Here is an 18,191-nt window from a genome sequence, read left to right as displayed (position 1 = left end):
TATTTTATTTCAATGTTTTCAATTTCCATAAAAGCACCTAGTTGATTTGCCATGTGTGGCAACTTATTAGCTAACTGTTCAATTGTATAGCCATTTGGTGCCACCTCTGCTTGTTTATTATGCTGATTGAGCCAAGCTGCCCGAACAGTATGAGCATCGCTGCGTTTCAGAATAATATTTTTAACTCTTTTAATTAAATCTTCGTGTTTTTTAACAGCTTTTTGCCACTCAATTCGACTAGGATATAACTACCTGTAACTAACAGGGAAGGGACGATTAATAATATTGAAAATGAAGTTAAGTTTATCAGTAGAATATGAGTCTAATTCATTTTCTCGCCAAACTAATTGATAATATGAGCTCATCAAAAACCGCCTTTCTATCTAAGTTAGATTATAAACTTTAATTAAATGGAGGAGCAGAAAAGGAGCAAAATTTTAAAAAAATTGAACAAATAAAAATAAGCTTCTATTGGTGAAATATAACCAATAGAAGCTTATTAACAAATTTATACCTAAACAATTTCCTGTTCCTTGAAACAGCCATAGACCTTCTCAACTTCGCCTACACTCATGAATGCATAGGGATCTGCTTTTTGAACGATCTGACGAATGTCATACATATCGTAACGATCGATGATAGTGATCAAAACAGTCTTTTCAATATGGCTGTAAGCACCTTCGGCATCATGCAAAATAGTAATACCGCGGTGCATTCGGTTTTGAATGCCATCAATAATGTGCTGGGGATGCTGAGTAACAATTATTACCTGCATCTTTTGGTGTTGTGTATAAACTGCGTCAATTACTCTACCATTGATAAAGATAGTTAATGCAGAATATAAAGCACGTGTCCAACCAAACATGCAACCAGCAGCGGCAATAATAATCAGATTAATAAAAATATTAAATTTACCGTAGCTGATACCGGTTTTTTGTCTAATAACAATGCCGATAATATCTAAACCGCCAGTTGAAATACCATTTTTTAACGCCAAACCTGTGCCGATACCGTTAATTGAAGCACCAAAGATGGCACAAACGAGCGGGTCTAGACGAATTTGCCATGGTTGAATCCAATGCATCATGAACGAACCCAGAACAACAGCAACGATAGTGAAAAATGTGAATTTATGACCAATTTTGAACCAAGCCAGAATAAACAAAGGGAAGTTCAATATAAAGTACATAAACGATGTCGTTAGCGTAAAGGGAAGATAACGTTCACTAACGGTGTTAATTAACTGGGCGAATCCTGTGATACCGGATGAGTACATATGTCCGGGTGTCCAGAAAAAATTTAACGCGATAGCAATAGCAATTGAATAAAAGAAGGCGGCAGATAATTTTGAAAGAAAATTATAGCGTCGGTTAAATTTATCTAATTGATCCATTTATTGTCCTTTTTAGTTGCTACAAAAGTTAATGCAGAAATTTTGTAAAAAATGTGCAACGCTTGAGCAACGAAATTATTTATTAATGAATAACATACTAAGTTTAACAAAACTTGTATTAATGACCAATCAAAAATTCCTATACTAGAAATTTTTATTTGCTTAGTATAGAAATTTTGCTTTCGATATCTTAAATTATGTTAAATAACTTTTTTGCTATTATAATATTTTTTAATTACATTAATCGAATTAAGCCAAGTGCCGTTATCAACATTCCAGTTTTTGCATGGGAAACCATGTTTATTAATATAATCTTTGGTCGTCTTAATTAATCCTAAATGTAAATGAGAGCCGGTCATTTTACCGGTCTTTTGATCAGCTTTAATCTTTTGACCAGTTTTTACGTAAATATCTTTCTTCTTGGTAAATCCTTCTTGATAAACTTCAACATATTTATCAGGACTGACAAACCAAATAAAACATCCTAAACCGCTGTCGTAAGCGACTTTTTTAACTGTACCTGCATGAATAGCATAAACAGTAGAACGACCAACTTCAGAATAACCAAAGTCCCAGCCGTCGTGGAAATAAGAAGGCGGATTAGAAGAACGCAAATAATCTGTCATACCAAAAGTTTGGGCCTTGAACATTGGACGCACGCCGTGTTTTTTACAAGCTTTAAATGGATAGCACCATTTATATGTCTTCTTTTCTTTAACATTTTCTGTAGTGACAGCAAGAGAAGAATCCTCCGTTGTGTCTGCTGATACTACATTTGCAATATTAAAACTGTCCCCAATAAAGTAATAATTGTTTTACGAAATCTCATCTATAGCGTATTTCAGGCTGTGCCTGATTTCTTCATCCTCTCTATAATAATATTATCTATAATGTAGCGCATTTGTTTTACAAGATAGTTACAAAATTCTTTCTAAAACTAATAATCAAAAAATCACTTTGAAAAATAAATTCAAGAGTGATTTTTAATTATTTAGTTAATTTGTTACTTTGCATAGTCGTCAATGCCCAAGTGCTCCAAAATAAGGGCAGCTGTTTCTTCAATTGAACGGTGGGCAACATTGATTACATAGCAACCAAGCTTCTTGTAAAGTGCTTGAGCTGATTCCAATTCTTTGTTAATTGAATCCATGTTAGAGTAAGCAGTATCAGGGTTTAAACCATAGGCAATCATTCTTTGACGTCTAATTTCGTTTAAAACTGATGGGTCATTAGTTAAACCTATAATCTTCTTAGGATCAATTTCGTAGATTTCCTTTGGAATATGAGTTTCTGGAACCAAAGGCAAGTTAGCAACTTTTAAATTCTTGTTAGCTAAGAATAAGGAGAGTGGAGTCTTTGAAGTACGTGATACACCAAGTAAAACTACGTCAGCTTCCAAGAAACCTTTTGGATCCTTACCATCATCATACATAACAGCAAATTCCATTGCAGAAATTCTATCAAAGTATTTTTGATTTAAGCTGTGTTGAGCACCGATCTTTTGATCAGGAGTCATATGAGTAGTTTGTTTGATTGCTTCTACTACCGGTGAAAAAATATCAACGCATTGGATATTGTGCTCCCGTGCAAATTTAATTACAGGCATTTGCATCTCATCTTTTACCAAACTATAAATAATCACTAAATTAGGATATTTTTCAATCTCCTCCAAGACTTCATCAAGTTTATCCTTATTAGTAATAAATGGATAACGACGATAATTAATTTGGGCCTTTGGAAATTCAGCAGCAGCGGCTGTAGCATTACTAAAGGCAGTGTCACCAGCTGCATCTGAAATAATGATGATGTTTACTTCATTTTGGTCTTTTGTTTCTGCCATATAATAGCACCTCTTTCTGCAATAATTATACTATTAATGAAAGCGGATTAACAAGAAAATTCGTTAAGTTGATATTGGATAATTGGAGAAAAAGTATATTTAAACTTAGTAAAACAATGCTAACAAAATGTAAGGGCTTAAAATAATATGGATTTTATAAAAATATTATAAGAATGTATTGACCCGCAAAATTAGTTTGGTATAATTTAAATAAATATATGGCGTAACGCCAAGAAATGGAAGGAGGGATCACACATGGCTAAGACAATCGTTCACGAAAACGAGTCTATTGATGATGCTCTTCGTCGTTTCAAGCGTTCCGTTTCAAGAAGTGGTACCTTACAAGAATACCGCAAACGCGAATTCTACGAAAAACCAAGTGTTCGTAGAAAGTTAAAGTCTGAAGCTGCACGCAATCGTAGACATTATTAATATACTGAAAACTCACCCGGGAATGGGTGAGTTTTTTTATACTTTCATTTTAGTTATGCGCATAGTTTGTTATAATACTATTGGGTTTTTAATAGAAAGAAGGATGCATATTGAGTTTATCAGATAAGATCATGGCTGATATGAAAACAGCTATGAAAAATCATGATAAGACTACGCTTAATACTGTCCGGATGATTAAATCTGCTTTGATGAATGAAAAAATCAAGTTGGGACATGATCTAACTCCAGATGAAGAATTAACGGTTCTTAATCGTGAGAAAAAGCAAAGAGAAGAATCAATCGAAGAATTCACTAAGGCTAAACGTGCTGAATTAGTTGAAGAAACTAAGAAAGAATTAGCCGTAGTTGAAAAGTACATGCCTAAGCAAATGAGCAGGGAAGAACTTGAATCCGTTGTTAAGGAAACGATTGATGAAGTTGGTGCTAAAGGCAAGTCTGATTTTGGCAAAGTCATGAAGGCTTTAATGCCAAAAATTAAGGGACGCGCTGATGGTAAGGTTGCTTCACAAACAGTTCGTGATCAGCTGAATTAGTAGTAACAAGAAGGAGTGGGTCTTTTTGGCTCAAACAACTTTTATACCTCAAAAGGTAGAAGACATTCAAAAATTAGTTGGAGTTAATGATGGAAATCTAAAGCTTCTTTCAGAAGGTTATAATTTGTCTATTTCAGATACTGGTAATGAGATTATTATTACTGGAGATGATGAGGCAAATGTGAAAAAAGCTATTGCTGTTTTGAAAGCATTAGACAATGTTGTGAATACCGGCGTTAACGTTGGTGCGCCCGACACTGTGAGTGCGATGAAGATGGCCGATAAGGGTACAACTGAGTACTTTGCAGATCTGTATAAAAAGGTTTTAATTCGGGAGGCTAAAGGCAGACCGATTAGAGTCAAGAATATGGGGCAAAAGCGTTATGTAGAGGCCATTAATAAATCTGATGTTGTTTTTGGAATAGGACCAGCCGGAACAGGTAAGACATTTTTGGCTGTTGTCTGTGCAATTGCTGCCTTTAAAAAGGGTGAAGTTTCCCGCATAATTTTGACTAGACCGGCTGTAGAAGCTGGTGAATCGTTAGGTTTTTTGCCAGGAGATTTAAAAGAAAAAGTTGATCCCTACTTGAGACCAATTTATGATTCTTTGTACGCTATTCTTGGAACTAATACGACTGACCGTTTGATGGAACGTGGCGTAATTGAGGTTGCTCCACTTGCTTATATGCGTGGACGTACTCTTGACGATGCTTTTGTAATTCTTGATGAAGCCCAAAATACTACAGATGCCCAGATGAAAATGTTCTTAACTCGTCTTGGATTTAACTCTAAGATGGTCGTAAATGGAGATATGACTCAGGTCGATTTACCGGGACGACAGCATAGCGGTTTAATTGATGCTAAGCATATTTTAAAGAATATCGACCAAGTTAAGTTCATTAATTTCTCTGCAAATGATGTTGTTCGACATCCTGTAGTTGCCAAAATTATTACTGCTTATGAAAAAGAGGGCATTAAAAATTAAAAATGGATCCAATTGATGTTACATATCATGATGAAGTCGGATTTTTAGACGATAAGAATCGCGACTGGCGAGACTGGATTATGAAGTTATTGCTTTTAGCTAAAAAAGAGATTGGTAAAGATAATAACTTAGAAATGAGTATTAACTTTGTCGATGAAGACCGTAGTCATGAGATTAATTTGAAATATCGTGATAAAGATCGTCCAACTGATGTTATTTCTTTTGCAATACAAGATGGTGAGGATGCAATTGATTTATCAGCATTTGAAGATGATCCAGATTTTCAAGAAGATATTGGGGACTTATTTATGTGTCCTAGCGTGATAAAGCGTCACAGTAAGGAATATGGAACAGGATTTGATCGAGAATTTGGTTATACTGTAGTTCATGGATTTTTACATTTAAATGGCTATGACCATATTAAACCTGATGAAGCTAAAGAAATGTTTGGCATTCAAGGCAAGGTATTAGAAGAATGTGGCTTGCCATTATATCCTGATCAATTAGATGAAGGCAGAGGTAAATAATGGAAGAAAAAGAATTTAAATCTGGCTTTGTTGCTTTACTTGGTCGACCAAATGTAGGTAAATCAACTTTAATGAACTATTTGGTAGGTCAAAAAGTAGCGATCACATCAAACAAGCCACAAACAACGCGTAATCGTATCTCAGGTATTTATACTTCAGATAAAATGCAAGTTGTATTTGTTGATACGCCAGGTATTTTTAAGCCTCATTCAAAGCTTGACGATTACATGGATAAAGCTAGTTTGTCTAGTTTAAATGATGTTGACTTAGTTTTATTCATGGTTGAACCTGAGGAAATTGGTAAAGGCGATCAATATATTGCTAACTTGTTAAAAGAAGTTAAAGTACCCGTATTTTTAGTAATTAATAAGGTTGATCAAATTCATCCTAATAAACTTTTGCCAATTATGGATTCATACCATAAACTTGAAGGCTTTAAAGAAATACTACCGATTTCTGCTACTCAAGGTATTGGTATTGAAGATTTGCTTAATACAATTAATAAATATTTGCCAGAAGGTCCACAATACTATGGTGCTGATCAGATCACAGATCGCCCAGAATATTTTGTTGTGGCTGAGCTTATTCGTGAACAAATTCTGCGACTCACTTCCCAAGAAGTGCCACACGCTACTGCAGTTGCAGTTGACCAAATGAATAAGCATCAAAATGGCAAGTTATTAATAGAAGCTACTATTTATGTGGAGAAAGATGGTCAAAAAGGCATTATTATCGGTAAAGGTGGTAAAATGCTGAAACAGATCGGTGTTAACTCACGTAAAGAAATAGAGCATTTACTTGGCGAAAAAGTAAACTTGCGCCTTTGGGTTAAGGTTCAACACAATTGGCGCTCAGATCCAAGCTTTTTGAAACAAATTGGGTATGATAAGAAGGAGCTCAGTTAGATGGCACGTGAACTGAAAGAAGTTCAGGGCATCATTTTCAAAAGGCAAAAATATAAAGAAGCAGATTTGTTAGCTAAGATTATGACTAAACAAGATGGTATTATCACTTTGATTGTGAAAGGGGCATTAAGACCTAAATCACAATTGAGTGCAGCAACATTGAATTTCTCAATGGGTACTTATGTCATTTATACTAGCGGTCATGGTTTAAGCAATCTGCGTACTTATAAAGAAGTGAAGCAATTTGACGGTTTATACCGTGACTTGACGAAGAATGCTTACACTTCTTTTATTTTTGACTTAATTGATCACGCTTTTGTTGAGTATCAACCTCTTGGTAAATATTATGACTTAGCGGTTTTTGCTCTGAAAAAGATTGATGCTGGTGTAGATAATGAAATGATCACCCAAATAGTACAGATGAAAATGTTGAGTGCATTTGGGGTTGAACCTGAATTACGACATTGCGTTATTTGCGGTAAAGAAAGAGGAGTATTCGACTACTCAATTAAATTAGGTGGCATTGTTTGCAGCAATCATTTTGCAAAGATAAATAGTCGGTTGCATTTAACTCCTAAACAGACTGCAGTATTACGTACAATTGCTCTTTTACCTATTGAGCGCTTAGGAAATATTGAATTAAATAGTGAAACTAAAAAAGCAACTCGCAAAGCAATTGATCGTATTTATAGAGAAACAATCGATTTAAATCTAAAAACCAAAAAGTTTTTAGATGAAATAAAGCTGTTTTAAAGTCTGGTTTTAACCTAATTCATGTGTTAAAATAAATACGTATTTGACAATGATGAGGATTTTAAAAAGTACTAATTTAGCGAGTGTCGGTAGGTGAAAGGACATATTAGGAAAAGGCACCTCTAGTCATATTCAATTAAGTGCAGGAAGAATACTTCCTGAATTAGGGTGGAACCGCGATAATATTTCGTCCCTATGCAAAATTTTGCATAGGCTTTTTTTATGGCTTAGCGCAGGAGGAGAATTAAGGAAAATGGCAGATAAGAAATTAAACATTCAAAATATGATCTTTAAGCTGGAACAATTCTGGTCCTCCAAAGGTTGTATGATTATGCCTTCATATGATGTTGAAAAGGGTGCAGGTACAATGAGTCCTTACACTTTTCTTCGTGCAGTTGGTCCAGAACCATGGGCAGCTTGTTATGTAGAGCCTTCTAGAAGACCTGCAGATGGTCGTTATGGTGAAAACCCTAACCGGTTATTCCAACACCACCAATTCCAAGTTGTTATTAAGCCAGCTCCTAAGGATATTCAACAATACTACTTAGATAGTTTGAAGGTTTTAGGTATTGATCCTTTGGAACACGATATTCGTTTCGTTGAAGATAACTGGGCTAACCCATCCATGGGTTGTGCCGGTGTTGGTTGGGAAGTATGGCTTGACGGTATGGAAGTCAGCCAATTTACTTACTTCCAAGTTGTTGGTGAATTAGATGTTAAGCCAACTATGAGTGAAATTACTTATGGTGTTGAAAGACTTGCATCATACATTCAAGATGTTAATAATGTCTTTGACCTTGAATGGGGCGATGGCGTACTTTATCGTGATATCTTTAAGCAACCAGAATATGAACATTCTAAATATGCTTTTGAAGAATCAGATCAAAAACAACTTCTTAAATTCTTTGATATTTATGAATCAACTGCTAAGCGTTTACTTAGTCAAAACCTTGTACACCCGGCATATGATTACATTTTGAAGTGTTCACATACTTTCAACTTGCTTGATGCACGTGGTGCTGTTTCAGTAACTGAACGTGCTGGTTACTTATCAAGAATTAGAAACTTAGCTCATGAAGTCGCTGTTAAGTTTGTTGAAGAACGTGAAAAACGTGGCTTCCCATTGCTTAAGAGTGCAGAAGATAAGAAAGCGGGGGTAGAAAATGGCTAAAGATTATTTATTTGAAATTGGTACTGAAGAAATACCAGCTCACGTTGTGCCACGCAGCGTTAAGCAATTAGCTGACAGAACAAGAAAATTTTTGAAAGAAAATGGCTTAAAGTTCAAAGATATCAAGACTTTTTCAACTCCTCGTCGTTTGACCATTCTTGTTGAAGACTTAGCTGAAAAGCAAGATGATATTGATGAGGTTAAAAAAGGACCTGCAAAGAAGATTACTCAAGATGCTGATGGTAATTGGACTAAGGCTGCGCAAGGATTTGCTCGCGGTCAAGGTATGACTACTGATGATATTTACTTTGAAGAACTTAAGGGTACTGAATATGCTTATGTTCATGTCCAAAAAGAAGGTAAAAAAGCTAGCGACATTTTGCTTGGCATGAGCGATATTATCAAAGCCATGACTTTCCCAACTAAGATGCGCTGGGATTCAAATGATTTTGAGTTTGTACGTCCAATTCACTGGCTTGTATCATTATTTGGTAGCGATGTAATTCCTGTTAAAATTTTAGATATTACTGCAGGACGCAAAACTCAAGGCCACCGTTTCTTAGGTGATTCAGTTGTTTTAGCTAACGCAGATGACTATGAAGACGCATTGAAGGATCAATACGTAATTGCTAACGCCGAAGAACGTAAAGATATGATTGTTAACCAAATGAACGAATTGGTTAAGAAGAATCATTGGCAAATTAAACCTGATCGTGACTTGCTTGAAGAAGTTACTTACCTTGTTGAATATCCAACAGTTTTTGCTGGTTCATTCGATGAAAAGTACTTAAACATTCCTGATGAAGTTTTGATTACTTCAATGAAGGATAATCAAAGATACTTTGAAGTTTACGATGAAAATGGCAAGTTGATTAACCACTTTATCGCTGTTCGTAACGGTAATAAGGATTACCTCGACAATATTATCTCTGGTAATGAAAAGGTATTGGTTGCTCGTCTAGACGATGCTCAATTCTTCTATGATGAAGACCGTAAGTATCCACTTAGCCACTTTGTTGATCCTCTTAAGAATGTTTCATTCCATGATAAGATTGGTTCTATGGCTGAAAAGATACAACGTGTTCGCATGATTGGTGATTACCTTGCAAAGCGTTGGGACTTACCTGAAAATGTAGTTACTGATTTTGATCGTGCCAGCGAACTTTACAAGTTTGACTTAGTAACGCAAATGGTAGGTGAATTTGCGGAACTTCAAGGTGTGATGGGGATGCATTATGCTCGTCTTGCTGGTGAAGATGAAGAAGTTTCAGTTGCTATTAAGGAACACTACATGCCTGCCACAGCGGAAGGTCCATTACCAGAAACTACAGTAGGTTCATTATTGTCAGTTGCCGATAAGATCGATACTATTATTACATTCTTTGGTGCTGGCATGATTCCTACTTCATCTAATGACCCATATGCTCTTCGTCGTTATGCTTATGGTATTGTTAGAATTTTGCTTAATGAAAAATGGTCACTTCCATTTAATGAAGTATTACCAGAAATCATTAATATGCTTGGCGGCGTAACTCCAGCTAAACTTCCTAAGGGTGATTCTGAACAAGAAATTGCAGACTTTATTCGTGATCGTGTAAAGCAATACTTACAAAAGAATAAGTTTAAGTATGATATTGTTGATGCAGTTCTTGCTTCAAGTCAACAAGATCCAAGTCAAATTTTAGCTGCTGCTAATGTATTGCAACCTCACCATGATGATGAAGAATTTAAGCCAGTAGTAGAAAGTTTAACTAGAATTAACAATATTTTGAAGAAAGCTAAGTTCAACGGTAAAGTTGATGTTGATGAAAGTTTATTTGTTGACAATAGTGAAACAGAACTTTATGCTCGTGTTCAAAACTTACAAAATATTGAAAGCTTAGCTGACTTGTACCAAGGCTTTGTTCACTTACAACCAGTAATCGATCAATACTTCGAAGCTAACATGATTATGGATAAAGATGAAAATGTTAAGAATAATCGTTTAGCACAATTATATGCTGTTAGTGAATTAGCTGATCGCTTAGGTGATTTGAGCAAGTTGGTTATTAAATAAAAAATAAGATAGAAAAGGTGATTCATATGGCTGGACGAATTCCAGAAGATTTTATTGCGGAAGTTCGCAGTAACGTTAATATTGTGGATGTGATCAGCCAATACGTCTCACTTGAAAAGAAAGGCAAAGACTATATTGGTCTTTGCCCTTTTCATCAGGAAAAAACGCCATCTTTCACAGTAAATGAAGAAAAACAATTTTTTAAGTGTTTTGGCTGTGGGAAGGGTGGTAATGTTTTTAAATTTTTAATGTATAAAGACAACCTGACTTTTCCTGAAAGTGTTCAACGAGTTGCTGAATTCGCCCATATTGCAATGCCAGCTGGTTATAATACGAGTGGTGGAACAAAACTAAGTCCAATTATGCGTATTAATAAAGATGCAGAAGACTTCTATCATCGCGTACTGTTAACCACTAAAGCAGGTGAGCGAGGGATGCAATATGCTAAAAAACGCCAATTGGACTCTAATACTCTTGAACATTTTAAAATAGGTTATGCCCCTAAAGAGGATAATGTCTTAATAACTTATTTAAGAAGCAAAGGGTATAAAGATGATGATTTAGCACAAAGTGGATTGTTTGTACAAAGCCAAGATGGAAGACTATTTGATCGTTTTCGTGATCGACTCATATTTCCATTAGAAGATGAAAATGGTCATTCCATTGGATTTTCTGGACGTAGGATTTCAAATGATAAGACTGAAGCAAAATATATGAATAGTCCAGAAACCGCAGTTTTTACTAAATCCAAAGTTTTATTTCATTTTGCGGAAGCTAAAAAAGCGGCGCGTAGTGAAGGACATCTAGTTTTGTATGAAGGTTATATGGATGTAATTGCTGCTTATAAAGCAGGAATCAAGTCCGGTGTTGCTTCTATGGGAACTAGTTTAACCGATGATCAAGTTTATATGCTGCGTCGAGTAACTCCTAATATTATTGTCAACTATGATGGGGATGATCCGGGAGTTCATGCTGAAGAACGTGCTGCTCGAATGTTTAGTAAAGATGGCGATTTTAATTTAGGGATTGTTGTCTTACCAGAAAAATTAGATCCTGATGAATATGTAAGAAAATACGGTGCTGAGAAATATCAAGGAGAAGTAAAAGGTGCATTGACACCTACAGACTTTTTCCTTAAAAGATTAGCTCAGAAATATAATTTAGATAATGACCGTGAAAAAATCACGTATTTAGATGAAGCAGTTAAAGAGATTAGTCATGTTAAAAATCCAGTTGAACAAGATATGTATCTGGAAAAATTATCTAGATCAGCTGGTGTATCACTTAACTCTTTAAAAGCTAATTTAGCTCGTGAACGTCGAAAAAATAATCGTGCTCGCAGTCATACTCGAACCCGTAATCGTGATTATTATACTGATCAGTCAAACAGTTTAAATTTGGGTGAGCCTACTTCATCTGTTGAGACATTGCCTGTTCAGCAAACTGAGGTTCAAAAACACCCTAGTCAATCACGCTTACTATATTTATTTATTCATTCGGCTAACGCCCAGCAGTATTTACAAGAAGGGAAGTTTCATTTTCCTGATCAAGATTATGAAACTTTATCTCAGTTATGGTTAAAGTTTGCCGCAACGCATGATAATCCACAAATTGATAGTTTTTTAGATTTTATTCCTGAGCAACTTCAAGGTATAATAGTAGATGCTGAACTAGCACATATGCCGAAGGATTTTACAATTCAAGAAATTAATGAGCACGTATTTGCACTTCAAAAGCGCAGCATTTATTCCCAGCTGAATGAGCTTCAGAATCAATTGCAGGATGCTAAGCGCAGAGAAGATGTTAAGAAAACAATAGAAGTTACTCAAAAAATTATTGAGTTGAAGAGAATCTTAGGTTAGTTAAGGAGGCTTTTTAGTGGCAGAAAAAGAAACTACACAAAAACTATCTTTAGACAAGATGGTTAAGAAAGTCGTTAAGGACGTTAAAAAAGACAAGCCAATTACAGAAAAAGATTTCACTGCTCGTCTGATTAAGCCATATAATTTGCAGGGTAAGGCTGTTGATCAACTAGTACAAGAATTTGAAGATAATGGTATTAGTATCGTAGATGAGAATGGGGATCCATCAAAATTAGCCTTAAAGAAGCAAAAAGACGTTGAAAGGGCCGAATTGAAGGATATGTCTGCACCATCCAGCGTTCGTATGAATGATCCAGTGCGGATGTACTTAAAGGAAATCGGACGTGTGCCTCTTATTACTGCTGATCAAGAAATTGCACTTGCCAAAAGAATTGAAGAAGGCGACGAGGAAGCAAAGCAAGAGTTGGCTGAAGCTAACCTTCGTTTGGTAGTTTCTATTGCTAAGCGTTATGTAGGTCGTGGAATGTCATTTCTTGATTTAATTCAAGAAGGTAATATGGGTCTGATGAAGGCCGTAGATAAGTTTGATTATTGTCTTGGATTTAAGTTTTCTACTTACGCTACTTGGTGGATTAGACAGGCTATTACGCGTGCGATCGCTGATCAAGCTCGTACAATTAGAATTCCAGTTCACATGGTTGAAACAATTAACAAGTTGATTAGAATCCAACGTCAATTACTCCAAGATTTGGGACGTGAACCAACTCCTGAAGAAATTGGTGCTGAAATGAATATGCCTACTAATAAGGTTCGTGATATTCTTAAAATTGCACAAGAGCCAGTTTCTCTTGAAACGCCTATTGGTGAAGAGGATGATTCACACTTAGGTGATTTCATTGAAGATAAGGATGCAACTAGTCCAGAACAACATGCTTCTTATGAAATGCTTAAGGAACAGCTTGAGCAAGTACTTGAGACTTTAACTGATCGTGAAGAAAATGTTTTGCGTTTACGTTTTGGTCTTGATGATGGACGTACACGTACATTGGAAGAAGTTGGTAAGGTATTTGGCGTTACTCGTGAACGTATTCGTCAGATCGAAGCTAAGGCTTTACGCAAATTGCGTCATCCAAGTCGCTCTAATCAATTGCGTGATTTCATGGATTAACATTATAGTATTTAAAAAGGACGTTAAGCAGAAGCTTAACGTCCTTTTTTTAGGATTTACTGGCTTTTCCTTTAGCGATATCATCCTCAATGATTTTCATAGGATTGAGCCATGTGCCATTATCTTTCCAGTAATAGTGGCAAGGAACACCATGTTTATCGATGTAATCTTTATCGGTTTTGGTAATACCTAAGTGGATATGCGATCCTGTTAAACGACCAATCTTTTGCCCAAGTTTAATTTTTTGGCCTTTTTTAACATAAATATCCGTAATACTTAAAAATCCTTCCTGATAGATCTCTACATATCCATCTTTGGAAATAACCCAAACATATAATCCAAGTCCTGGGGTATATTTTACTTTATGGACCGTTCCGGCATGAACCGCATATACCGTTGAATGCCCAACTTCACTGAATCCAAAGTCATATCCGTCGTGAAAGTAACTTTTAGTTGGGTAATAACGACGAATGACATCAGTCTCACCGAATTTTTGGCCTGATTTAAATTTGATCTTTTTTTCGTATAGCTTTTTAAAAGGATAACCCCAAGTAACTTTATGAACTACTTTTTTATGCTTCTTTTTGACCACATGTGTTTGTGGCCGAGCAGTATTCAAATTGATGTGCCATAGTGGTACAGAAGCAAAGATTAGAATTGCAATTAGGGCAATCCAAAGCAACAATTTACTTTCTATCTTTTTCATTAAAAGAGTTCATCTCGCTTTCCATCAAGCATATGTTCACTAATACTTGAATCAAAAAAGACAGGCAAATCATGATCAAAATTATAAGCTAGTGTCCCTTCGTCGGATTCCTTTAATGTGCCTGAAAATTCATTTGCTACATAAAAGAATACCAAATAGCGTTGTTGGTTATGGTCATAAATTGCTTAACTCCGACTAGCTTTGGATGCACAATATCTAATCCTGTTTCTTCTTTAACTTCACGGATAACCGAGTCATTAAAAGATTCATGTGCTTCGACGTGACCTCCAGGAAATGTCAGTTCCGGCCAAACGGGATCTATTCGATTAAGAACTAGAATTTTATTTTTATTCTTAATCATACACATATTAGTCAATGTTACGGTTTCAGTTTTACTCATAAAAAAACCACTTTCTTCTGACGATTATAGCAAATAGTAGCTAAATTGAACTACTAAATATGCTAAAATTTGATTAAACATGCTCTGATGGAGGATAAAATGAACTTAAGATTAAATACTTTGGCAAAAATGGTAGATTCCGGTAGCCGTGTTGCTGATATTGGAACTGATCATGCTTATTTGCCAATTGAATTAGTGAAAAATGGCAAAATTGATTTTGCAATAGCCAGTGATGTTGCAGCTGGTCCGTTAGAAAATGCCAAGACTGATATTGCAGAAGCCGGATTGAGTGCAAAGATTGAAACTAGATTGGGTAATGGGCTAGAGACTGTTACTCATCAGGATCAAATTGATACAGTGGTAGTAGCTGGTATGGGTGGTAAATTGATGGTTGATATTCTTGATGCTGCTTGGAGCAAAGAATATCAATTTGATACTTTAGTGTTAGAACCTAATATTGGTGAAGCCGGTGTTCGTAATTGGTTAATGATGCATAATTATCAAATTATGGACGAAAAGCTTATCGCAGAAGCTGGACATACTTACGAATTGATTAAGGCTAAGTTGACGGATACTAAACATGATTTAAGTGAAAAAGAAATCTTTTTTGGCCCATTTATTTTGCAAGAAAAAAATCCTGTTTTTTATCAAAAATGGGAAGGACAATTGACATATAACCAAAAATTATTGCAAAACTTAAATAAGGCTAAAAAGAAAGACGAAGATCGTATTAATGAGGTTAATCATCATATTAAATTGATAGAAGAGGAGATTAATCATGACTAAAGTAAAAGACATTGTGAATCGTTTAAGAGAAGATTTCCCTAAAGATATAGCTTCCAAGGGTGATCCTGTAGGGATGCAAATTGGGTCAATGGAAGCAGACGTAACTAAGGTTATGACGACCTTAGATGTTCGTCCTCAAGTTGTAGAAGAAGCTGTAGAAAAGGGCGTAAACTTCATTGTTAGTCATCACCCAGTAATGTTTAGACCTGCTCGTAATCTTGATTTTGCAGATGCTCAAAATGCGATGTATGGCAACATCATTAAAAATGGGATTACGGTATATTCAATTCATACTAATTCTGATAAAGCTCAAGATGGGTCTGCTGATTGGCAAGCCGAAGAATTAGGTCTAAAAGATGTTGAACCATTTTGTCTAGATGATGATGGCATCGCTATGGGAAGAAAAGGTAGATTACCTGAAACCATGACAGCTTATGATTTTGCCTATTATGTCAAAGAAAAGATGGGCATTAAGATGGCAAGACTGATTACAGCTGATAATAATAAAAAGATTTCTACTGTTGGCTTTATTTGTGGTGATGGTGGCAAGTATTGGACCAGAGCTTTAGATGATCATCTAGATGCCTTTATCACAGGGGATGTTTATTATCATGTTGGTCATGATATGATTTCTTCAGGTTTAACTGTAGTTGATCCAGGTCATTATACTGAAAAATTGTTTAAGTATAAGGTATATGATCGTTTGAAGAAATGGAACCAAGAGAATAATTGGAATGTTGGCGTAGAACTATCTGAAGTATCAACCAATCCATTCCAAGATTTGTTCTAATACTAGGAGGTTGTTAATAATGGAATACCCAAATTTATTACCAAGATTTTTAAAATACGTTAAAGTTAATTCACGTTCAGATGAAAATTCAGATCGTTTTCCTTCAACTGAAAGAGAAGAAAATTTCCAAAAGAATGTCATTATGAAGGATCTAGAGGAATTAGGTTTAAGTGACATTCATTACAACCAAAAGGCTGGTAGTGTAATTGCTGAAATTCCTTCTAACGTTGATTATGATGTACCAGTAATGGGCTTTTTAGCACATAGTGATACAGCCGATTTTAATTCGGAAAATGTTAAGCCGCAAATTCATGAGAATTATGATGGTGAAAGCAAGATTCAATTAGGTGATTCTGAATTTTATCTTGATCCAGAAGTTTTCCCTAATTTAAGAAAATATAAAGGCCAAACTATTATTACCGCATCTGGTGATACTTTGCTTGGTGGGGATGACAAGTGCGGTATTTCTGAATTGATGACTTTTGCGGAATATTTGATGAATCATCCAGAAGTTAAGCATGGCAAGATTCGTTTAGCATTTACTCCTGATGAAGAAATTGGTACCGGTGCAGAACACTTTGATGTTAAGGACTTTGGTGCTGATTTTGCTTTTACTGTCGATGGCGAAGCACCTGGTAAGCTCGACTGGGGTACATTTTCAGCTGCGCAATTCACTCTTGATATTCAAGGCGTTAATGTTCACCCAGCTGTTGCTAAAGGTCAAATGATTAATGCTGTCCAGGTCGGAATTGATTTTCATAATCAATTGCCAGAACATGATCGTCCAGAACATACTGATGGTCGTGAAGGCTTTTTCCACTTATTGAGTTTTGATGGTACTGTCGATCACGCACATTTAGCTTATATTATTCGTGACTTTGAACGTGATGGACTTGAAGAACGCAAGAACTTGGTTAAGTCAATCGTTAAAAAGATGAACGATGAATTTGGTACCGAACGCATCAAGCTTCAAATGAACGATCAATATTACAATATGGCTGATGAATTGAAGAAACACATGGATATCGTTGATTTGGCTAGGGATGCATATAAGGCTGAAGGTTTAGAAATTAATGAAGATCCAGTTCGTGGTGGTACAGATGGTTCACAATTAACTTATATGGGCTTGCCATGTCCTAATATCTTTGCCGGTGAAGAAAACATGCATGGTCGTTACGAATATACTGTGCTTGAATCAATGTATAAGACAGTAGATGTCATGATTAAAATGGCAGAATTAAATGCTGAAAGAGCTAAGTAGTGAAACTTTTTTGACCTTTTGTGTTAAAAAATATATATTTTTAATTAAGGTGAATTAGCTGATAAATCAATAATTTATTTTCAAATTTATCTTATGAAAATAATTCACTGCTAATATTAATAGCTTATAAGTTCTTAAATATTAAGAAGTATAAGCTATTTTTTGTTTATTTAAAAAAGTGTGAAACAAATTTAATGCTTGCAAAAGAATTAAAATATCGTTATATTATTAGTGTAATAGATATGTAATACAGCTAAAAACAGAAGGTGAGTAAATGGAATTTAAAGATAATATTCCTATTTATCTTCAGATTGAACAATATTTATATCGTCAAATAGCTTTGGGCAAGATGAAAGCAGGGGAAAAGATCCCATCTGTTAGGAAATTAGCACTTGAATTGACCGTTAATGTTAATACAGTTCAACGCGCTTTGCAGCAGATGAATGATCAAGGCATTCTTTATACTAAGCGAGGCGAGGGTAATTTTGTTACTGAAGATACGGAATTATTAGCTAAAACTAAGCAAACGCTGATCGATAATGAATTAGATGAATTTGTCCAGAATATGGAGAAATTAGGTGTTAAAAAAGAAAATTTAATTACGATTTTGGAAAAATACCTAAAGAAATGCGAGGGGTAAG

General features: G+C 35.4%; 18 protein-coding genes and 2 pseudogenes. 14 read left to right on the top strand and 6 right to left on the bottom strand.

Annotated features, from left to right (window positions below):
• From HMPREF0518_RS10815 to HMPREF0518_RS07195, 4 genes and pseudogenes are all read right to left on the bottom strand, one after another.
• Positions 1-365 (bottom strand): annotated as a pseudogene (locus HMPREF0518_RS10815) (temperature-sensitive replication protein); the annotation flags it as partial.
• Between the two features lie 149 nt (positions 366-514).
• Positions 515-1,393 carry a YitT family protein gene (locus HMPREF0518_RS07205; RefSeq protein WP_003627473.1) on the bottom strand — a complete coding sequence of 293 codons (879 nt, stop codon included), beginning with the start codon at positions 1,391-1,393 and terminating at the stop codon, positions 515-517.
• Between the two features lie 200 nt (positions 1,394-1,593).
• The gene (locus HMPREF0518_RS07200) at positions 1,594-2,043 is read right to left on the bottom strand and encodes a M23 family metallopeptidase (RefSeq protein ID WP_003627471.1); all 450 of its coding nucleotides are present in this window, start codon (positions 2,041-2,043) and stop codon (positions 1,594-1,596) included.
• A gap of 353 nt (positions 2,044-2,396) precedes the next feature.
• Positions 2,397-3,233 carry a pyruvate, water dikinase regulatory protein gene (locus HMPREF0518_RS07195; protein WP_003627470.1) on the bottom strand — a complete coding sequence of 279 codons (837 nt, stop codon included), beginning with the start codon at positions 3,231-3,233 and terminating at the stop codon, positions 2,397-2,399.
• Positions 3,234-3,488: 255 nt separating this feature from the next.
• Here HMPREF0518_RS07195 and rpsU point away from each other — a divergent pair, with 255 nt between their 5' ends.
• The 10 genes from rpsU to rpoD all read left to right on the top strand — a co-directional run bounded on the left by rpsU (position 3,489) and on the right by rpoD (position 13,607).
• On the top strand, positions 3,489-3,665 hold the full coding sequence (gene rpsU, locus HMPREF0518_RS07190; RefSeq protein ID WP_003627469.1) for a 30S ribosomal protein S21: 177 nt from the start codon (positions 3,489-3,491) through the stop codon (positions 3,663-3,665).
• A 110-nt stretch (positions 3,666-3,775) separates the two neighbouring features.
• Entirely contained in the window at positions 3,776-4,219 is a 444-nt protein-coding gene (locus HMPREF0518_RS07185; RefSeq protein WP_023192761.1) for a GatB/YqeY domain-containing protein, read from the top strand.
• A gap of 25 nt (positions 4,220-4,244) precedes the next feature.
• Complete coding sequence (locus HMPREF0518_RS07180) at positions 4,245-5,204, top strand: PhoH family protein (RefSeq protein WP_003627467.1); 960 nt, start codon at positions 4,245-4,247, stop codon at positions 5,202-5,204.
• A 2-nt stretch (positions 5,205-5,206) separates the two neighbouring features.
• A complete protein-coding gene (gene ybeY / locus HMPREF0518_RS07175) occupies positions 5,207-5,731 on the top strand; it encodes an rRNA maturation RNase YbeY (protein WP_003627466.1) in 525 nt (174 codons plus the stop codon).
• On the top strand, positions 5,731-6,636 hold the full coding sequence (gene era, locus HMPREF0518_RS07170) for a GTPase Era (RefSeq protein ID WP_003627464.1): 906 nt from the start codon (positions 5,731-5,733) through the stop codon (positions 6,634-6,636). Before ybeY ends, era begins: the two co-directional genes overlap by 1 nt.
• The gene (gene recO / locus HMPREF0518_RS07165) at positions 6,637-7,389 is read left to right on the top strand and encodes a DNA repair protein RecO (RefSeq protein ID WP_003627462.1); all 753 of its coding nucleotides are present in this window, start codon (positions 6,637-6,639) and stop codon (positions 7,387-7,389) included.
• A 253-nt stretch (positions 7,390-7,642) separates the two neighbouring features.
• Positions 7,643-8,560: a glycine--tRNA ligase subunit alpha gene (gene glyQ / locus HMPREF0518_RS07160; RefSeq protein WP_003627460.1), complete on the top strand. Its 918-nt coding sequence runs from the start codon at positions 7,643-7,645 to the stop codon at positions 8,558-8,560.
• Positions 8,553-10,616: a glycine--tRNA ligase subunit beta gene (gene glyS, locus HMPREF0518_RS07155; protein ID WP_003627458.1), complete on the top strand. Its 2,064-nt coding sequence runs from the start codon at positions 8,553-8,555 to the stop codon at positions 10,614-10,616. Before glyQ ends, glyS begins: the two co-directional genes overlap by 8 nt.
• Positions 10,617-10,642: 26 nt before the next feature.
• Positions 10,643-12,478, top strand: a complete 1,836-nt coding sequence (gene dnaG, locus HMPREF0518_RS07150; RefSeq protein ID WP_003627457.1) for a DNA primase — start codon at positions 10,643-10,645, stop codon at positions 12,476-12,478.
• Positions 12,479-12,494: 16 nt separating this feature from the next.
• The gene (gene rpoD, locus HMPREF0518_RS07145; RefSeq protein WP_003627456.1) at positions 12,495-13,607 is read left to right on the top strand and encodes an RNA polymerase sigma factor RpoD; all 1,113 of its coding nucleotides are present in this window, start codon (positions 12,495-12,497) and stop codon (positions 13,605-13,607) included.
• 49 nt (positions 13,608-13,656) lie between these two features.
• Here the strand turns inward: rpoD and HMPREF0518_RS07140 are convergent, their stop codons facing one another.
• Both HMPREF0518_RS07140 and HMPREF0518_RS07135 read right to left on the bottom strand, forming a co-directional pair.
• Positions 13,657-14,313, bottom strand: a complete 657-nt coding sequence (locus HMPREF0518_RS07140) for a M23 family metallopeptidase (RefSeq protein ID WP_003627455.1) — start codon at positions 14,311-14,313, stop codon at positions 13,657-13,659.
• Positions 14,313-14,713, bottom strand: a pseudogene (locus HMPREF0518_RS07135) (NUDIX domain-containing protein). Before HMPREF0518_RS07135 ends, HMPREF0518_RS07140 begins: the two are co-directional and overlap by 1 nt.
• A 99-nt stretch (positions 14,714-14,812) precedes the next feature.
• Here HMPREF0518_RS07135 and HMPREF0518_RS07130 point away from each other — a divergent pair.
• From HMPREF0518_RS07130 to HMPREF0518_RS07115, 4 genes are all read left to right on the top strand, one after another.
• The gene (locus tag HMPREF0518_RS07130; RefSeq protein WP_023191497.1) at positions 14,813-15,499 is read left to right on the top strand and encodes a tRNA (adenine(22)-N(1))-methyltransferase; all 687 of its coding nucleotides are present in this window, start codon (positions 14,813-14,815) and stop codon (positions 15,497-15,499) included.
• The gene (locus HMPREF0518_RS07125) at positions 15,492-16,289 is read left to right on the top strand and encodes a Nif3-like dinuclear metal center hexameric protein (protein ID WP_003627451.1); all 798 of its coding nucleotides are present in this window, start codon (positions 15,492-15,494) and stop codon (positions 16,287-16,289) included. The genes HMPREF0518_RS07130 and HMPREF0518_RS07125 overlap by 8 nt, the downstream gene beginning before the upstream one ends.
• A gap of 19 nt (positions 16,290-16,308) precedes the next feature.
• Complete coding sequence (pepT, locus tag HMPREF0518_RS07120; RefSeq protein WP_003627448.1) at positions 16,309-17,550, top strand: peptidase T; 1,242 nt, start codon at positions 16,309-16,311, stop codon at positions 17,548-17,550.
• A gap of 274 nt (positions 17,551-17,824) precedes the next feature.
• Positions 17,825-18,190, top strand: coding sequence for a GntR family transcriptional regulator (locus tag HMPREF0518_RS07115; RefSeq protein WP_003627446.1), 366 nt, complete (start codon positions 17,825-17,827; stop codon positions 18,188-18,190).
• The last annotated feature ends 1 nt before the right edge of the window (position 18,191 follow it).

This window comes from Lactobacillus helveticus DSM 20075 = CGMCC 1.1877, assembly GCF_000160855.1.
GTDB lineage: Bacteria > Bacillota > Bacilli > Lactobacillales > Lactobacillaceae > Lactobacillus > Lactobacillus helveticus.
This window is presented reverse-complemented; position numbering and strand designations above follow the sequence as displayed.